General features: G+C 29.1%; 4 protein-coding genes. 1 reads left to right on the top strand and 3 read right to left on the bottom strand.

Going from position 1 to position 5,050, the window contains the following annotated elements; translation table 11 throughout:
• A partial coding sequence (locus tag SY27_RS06330; protein WP_045968373.1) for a choice-of-anchor J domain-containing protein occupies positions 1 to 708 on the bottom strand: 708 nt, incomplete at its 3' end.
• Between the two features lie 125 nt (positions 709 to 833).
• Between SY27_RS06330 and SY27_RS18815 the strand changes: the two genes are divergently transcribed.
• Positions 834 to 983 carry a hypothetical protein gene (locus SY27_RS18815; protein WP_161794129.1) on the top strand — a complete coding sequence of 50 codons (150 nt, stop codon included), beginning with the start codon at positions 834 to 836 and terminating at the stop codon, positions 981 to 983.
• A gap of 196 nt (positions 984 to 1,179) precedes the next feature.
• On the opposite strand, the gene SY27_RS06325 is transcribed toward SY27_RS18815, so the two are convergent.
• Positions 1,180 to 4,119, bottom strand: a complete 2,940-nt coding sequence (locus SY27_RS06325) for an AsmA-like C-terminal region-containing protein (protein ID WP_082084313.1) — start codon at positions 4,117 to 4,119, stop codon at positions 1,180 to 1,182.
• 163 nt (positions 4,120 to 4,282) lie between these two features.
• A partial coding sequence (locus tag SY27_RS06320; RefSeq protein ID WP_045968372.1) for a T9SS type B sorting domain-containing protein occupies positions 4,283 to 5,050 on the bottom strand: 768 nt, incomplete at its 5' end.

The following is a 5,050-nucleotide window of genomic DNA, read 5'->3' as shown; positions in this document are numbered from 1 at the left end:
ATTTAATCCTGTTTTGTTAAATGAATTAGTAACACCCRAATCTGTTGCTGTTCCTGTAGGTGTAGATCCAGAACTAACAACTTCAACATTGTATAATGAAGCAGATCCTGCTTCTGTCCAGCTTAATATTGCAGCTGTAGTTGTCATAGCAGAAGCTGTTAAATTTGTTGGTTGAAGGCAAGTAGGAGGAGTATCATTTACAAAATCGTCAACAGCAAGATGGTATTTATCTGTTCCAGTAGCTCTAATAGCAATGTAAATAGTTTGGCCATCATAAGCTGTTAAATCAAACTCTTTTTTTGTCCAGCTATTACTTGCAATTTCACTTGCTTGTAAGGTAATAGAAAAATCAGAATCACTAGTATTTGTAGTGGTAGATAATAATACTTCGTATGGTTCTAAAAATGTAGAACTCAATGATTTAATATAAAATGAAATTCTGTCATTTAAACCTGCTGTTACAGCAATAGCAGGACTAATCAAGTAATCATCATGAGCTGTTGTGTTAAATACGATTCTAGCAACGTTTGTTCCTGAATGCGCACCAGTACCAATATTAGTGATGTTCCATTCATTTGATCCACCTTGGTTAATAACAGACCAGCCTGTAGGTAAATTAGTACTGGTATCAAAGTTTTCGGTAAATTGAGCATAAGATTGACACCATAGCGTCAATAGTATGAAACACATTAAAGTAGTTTTTTTCATTTTAAAAAATAATGTTATTTAGTTAATAAAGCGTAAAAATAACTATTAATATTAATTAATAATGAAATTTTAAAACTAATTTTTTAGGAAATTGATAACGAATCTGATTGTAAAAAGAAAAAAACATGATTTTAGAATTTCAAAATCATTTTGATGTCAAAATCATTGCTGCACAATCGGTAGTTTTTTCAGTAATTATTCGATTATTTTTTTATGATTTTAAATGTAAAGAAAGAGTTTTTATAGATTTATATGTTAATGGAGTAATTAAGTAGTGTTTGTAATTATTTTTTAAACTGGAATATTAAAATTATATTGTACTGATAAATTAGGTAATGGATTTAATATGTTTATAGTGAAACGGGGTAGCTTGTTGTATAGTAATATAAAGGATAACTAAATAAAATAAAAACGTTCTAGAACATAAGCTTTAGAACGTTTTTTAGTGTGTTATATAAAAATTAATCCTCTTTAATAGGGTAAATTAATCTTTTTTTTAGGAACACTATCGCTTTCTTTTTTTAGTGGTAGTGTGTTTTGTTTAATGCTATCGTTTTCTTTTTCCAATGGCAATATATTTTGTTTAATACTATCATTTTGGATTACTGGAACAATAATAGCAGTAGAATCTATTATGACATTAGGTTTTGGTATTCCTATAGAATCAGTAGGAGTTGTAATTGGTGTTACACCATCTTCATAAATGGTTTCTTCTAAATCTTCCGATTTTTTGCCTAATTGAATTTTAGGATTGTCTTGTGTTCCTGTTACTTTAATAGGAATACCAATAAGTCCAAGAGGAGGTAATCCTAATCTCATTTTTAAATTGAGTTTTCCATCTAAACTAGTCTGTCCTCCAAACCGTAAACGAAAGCCAGATACTTTAAATTTGAAACGCTCTACAGTAAGTAAATTGTTCTTAATGGTTGATTTTATATCAACTTCACTTACATCTGGGTCTTTAATGTCGGGATTATTTGTTTTTTGCGAAACAACATTCATTATTTTAAATCCTTTCATTTTTACTTTTTTTACTGAAAGTATTCCATTTCCTTCTAATGAAGGGAAAACAGGTTCCATATTTTTATTAAGTATTCCTTTTATGGTATAGTCTAAAGAGATTATTCCTTCCGCATTTTCAGCAGCAGTAGCTATCTCTCTAAAAAGTTTAATTTCATTGTACGCTCTTTTAATATCAAAATCATTAGCTTTTATAGTATAATCAAAATAAGCTTTTTCTTTTCCTTCATTTCGATAAGTTCCTTTCATTTTTGCAGTCGCACCTACAATTCCAAGTGTACCATTTGAGAGTGTTATTGTTCCTTTTTGTAAAGCAATAAGTCCATTTAAATTAGTTATAACAATGTCGTCATATTGTGTTTTTTGAGCACGAGTTTGAATTACGACATCTAAATTTGTCGGCACCTCAATAACACTAGGAGTTGTAATAACAGTATCATCTTCTGTTTTTTGAGTTGTTGCTGGAATAAATTCGTTAATGTTTAAATATTGAGAAGCTAAATCAAATGTTCCTTTTATGGTTTCCTTTTCGGATAAAATAAAATTAATTACATTTAAAACATAACCATTCATGGTAATATCTGATTGTCCATACTTTCCATTAAAATTGGAAAAGTTCATTTTATCCTGATTGAATGTAAAAAGACCTTTTTCAATAAGAAAGGGTTTTGCTAAATAGTCACTTGTTGTTACAATATTTTCAAGCTCAAGTGTTCCACTATTTTTTAAGTTTTTAATGTTTCCATTTGTAGCATCACTTTGTTTTCCACTTAGCGAAACATTTGCTTTAATAATTCCGTTTAGATCTAATCCTTTTTGGGAAAAAACTTTATAAATAGGGGCGAGGTTTAAAATTCCATTTGCTTTAATATCGTATTCAATATCATCAAAATTTTTGAAAGAAGCAGACATGTTGAAAGGTTCATTTTCAAAAGTAAAAGTAGCAGGAGTTAATGTAAAAGTCGCATCTTTAAAAGCAACAGTAGGACAATTTAATTGAGCTTTTATATTAATGCTTTCAATAGGTTTGGGATAGTATGCTGTTTGTATCGAACCATTTGTTAAAGCAAATTTTCCTTTAGTTATAGGGAAAGTATGTGCTATTTTGTCATAATTACCTTTTGCTACAATATCACTATCTAGTTTACCCGCAATTTTAAGGTTAGGAATTTGAAGTGCATTGGAAAGAAAATTTAAATCGAGATTAGATTTTATTTTTGTATCAATTTGCATGCGTTGCCCAAAGCCATCTGATTTTAAAATAGCACTTAGTTTGTTTTCGTTTACATTAAAATACAAAGAATCTAATTGAATTTTTAACTGATTGATGTCTAAGCTAGGTAATTTAGTATCAAGATTTAGGTATATATCTTTAACAGGATAAGGTCCTTTTTGATGTTTAACATAGCCATCTCGTACTTTAATATTGAAATTTGCATTTGGATTTTCATTGGTTGAAGCAATATATTTTCCTTTCAAAGTAAAATACGCATCTGTTTTACCTTTCATTTGTGTTTGATTCATCCAAGTAACATATTCTGAAGGTAAAGCTGTAAATAAATCTTCTAAATTACTGTTTTCAGTTTTCAGTTTAAAGTCCATTTCATATCCATTCGCTAGAAAGTTGAAAAAACCACTAAATTCTACAGGTAATTTGTTAATAATCAAATCGTTTTTTTCAAAAACAAAAGCCAGTGAGTTTGTGTTAATTCGAGTAATTAAATCGGCTTGTACTTTTTTGTTTTTCAGGTATTCATTTTTGTCATAAGCAAAGCTTAAGCTGTCAATTTTTGCTGTAGTTTTTAAACTAAAGTTAGATTCTAATAAATTTCCTTTTCCTTTATAGTTGAATCCTTTACCTTCAATATGTATTTTAGCAGAGGCATCATCATAAATAAGATGACTTCTATTAATTTGTATGTCTTTAAGTTGAAGTGATGCTGAAGATTCATCGTTCGATTTTATGGTGTCGCTCGATTTATAAATATTATAATTTGCTTCTCCTTTTGTATTTACTTGTATGTTAATGGTAGCTTCGTTTAAATAGATTTCATCAATTTTAGTTTCACTTCCAAAAAGTAAGCTAGGAATATCAATACCAAAACCTATTTCTTTGGCTGTTACAAGTGATTGTTCTTTAAAAGGAGCAGAACCATTTAAATTAAATTCGTTTAAAGTTAAGGTTAAAGAAGGGAAGTGTTTAAAAAAAGATAAGTTTGAATCATCAAAATTTAATTCTCCTTCTAAACTTTCGTTTGCTAATGTTTTTACTTTTTCAGTAATAGTATCAGCGAAAATTATAGGTAAAACGATAAGTAATAATAGTGTAATAGCTATTGAAATTCCAGAAATTTTAAGAATTTTAAAAAGTATTTTTTTACCTGTTGCCATAGCGTATAAAAGATTTTGTACAAAGGTATAACTATTCGGTTATATTATGATATATTAAAAACAAGAAGGTTGAAAAAAGAATTTCAACCTTCTTGTTTTGACAAAATAAATGGAGTCATTATTGTTTCTTATTTTTTCGTTGAGGTAACGAAGATGGGAACTTTTATCGTTTTAAAGAAAAGTGAGCTTTAAATTGTTTTTGATTGCCATTTTCTAAATAGTCTAAAGAGAACCAGTAATCTGTTGAAGGAAGTTGATGTCCATTATATGTTCCATCCCAACCTTTACTGGTTTCTGAAGTACTTAGTTGTTTGATTAATTTTCCATATTTATCAAAGATATATAGTTTAGCATTTGATTGATTTAAACCTACAATGTTCCATGTGTCGTTATATCCATCTCCATTTGGAGTGAAGAACTTAGGGTAGTCAATTACTAATATTGTTTGAGTTATGTAAGTACAGCCTGCTGTATCTGTAACTGTAATAGTATGTTCTCCTGCACTTACGTTGGTGAAAATATTTGATTCTTGAAAAGCGCCTTCATCTAATTGATATAGGTAAGTTTCAGAATTTCCATTTATAAGTACTGTAATAGTGGTGTTGTCAGAAAAAGCATCTGTTAAAATAGTTGTAAAAGCATCTAATTGATGTGATGAGCTCACTGTTGCAAATACTTCTTCAGAAGAACATAGCGTAGTTGTGTTAGTAACAATAACGGAATATAGTCCGATTGCATTAGCTACATATATTGGTTCATTTGCTCCTGAAATTAATAAACCATCTTTGTACCATTCAAAACTATAACCTGTAGTTGGTAATTCCGTGTCTAATGTGTAAGGTTGATATACTTGAGAGCTATTAGTAATACAAATAGTTCCGTCTTTTAAAATAGGTTCAGGTAACGGATTTGCAACGATAGTTCCACTAAG

It is taken from the genome of Flavobacterium sp. 316 (assembly GCF_000967805.1).
Lineage (GTDB): Bacteria > Bacteroidota > Bacteroidia > Flavobacteriales > Flavobacteriaceae > Flavobacterium > Flavobacterium sediminilitoris.
The sequence above is the reverse complement of the archived record's forward strand: the minus strand, read 5'-3'. Positions and strand labels throughout refer to the sequence as shown.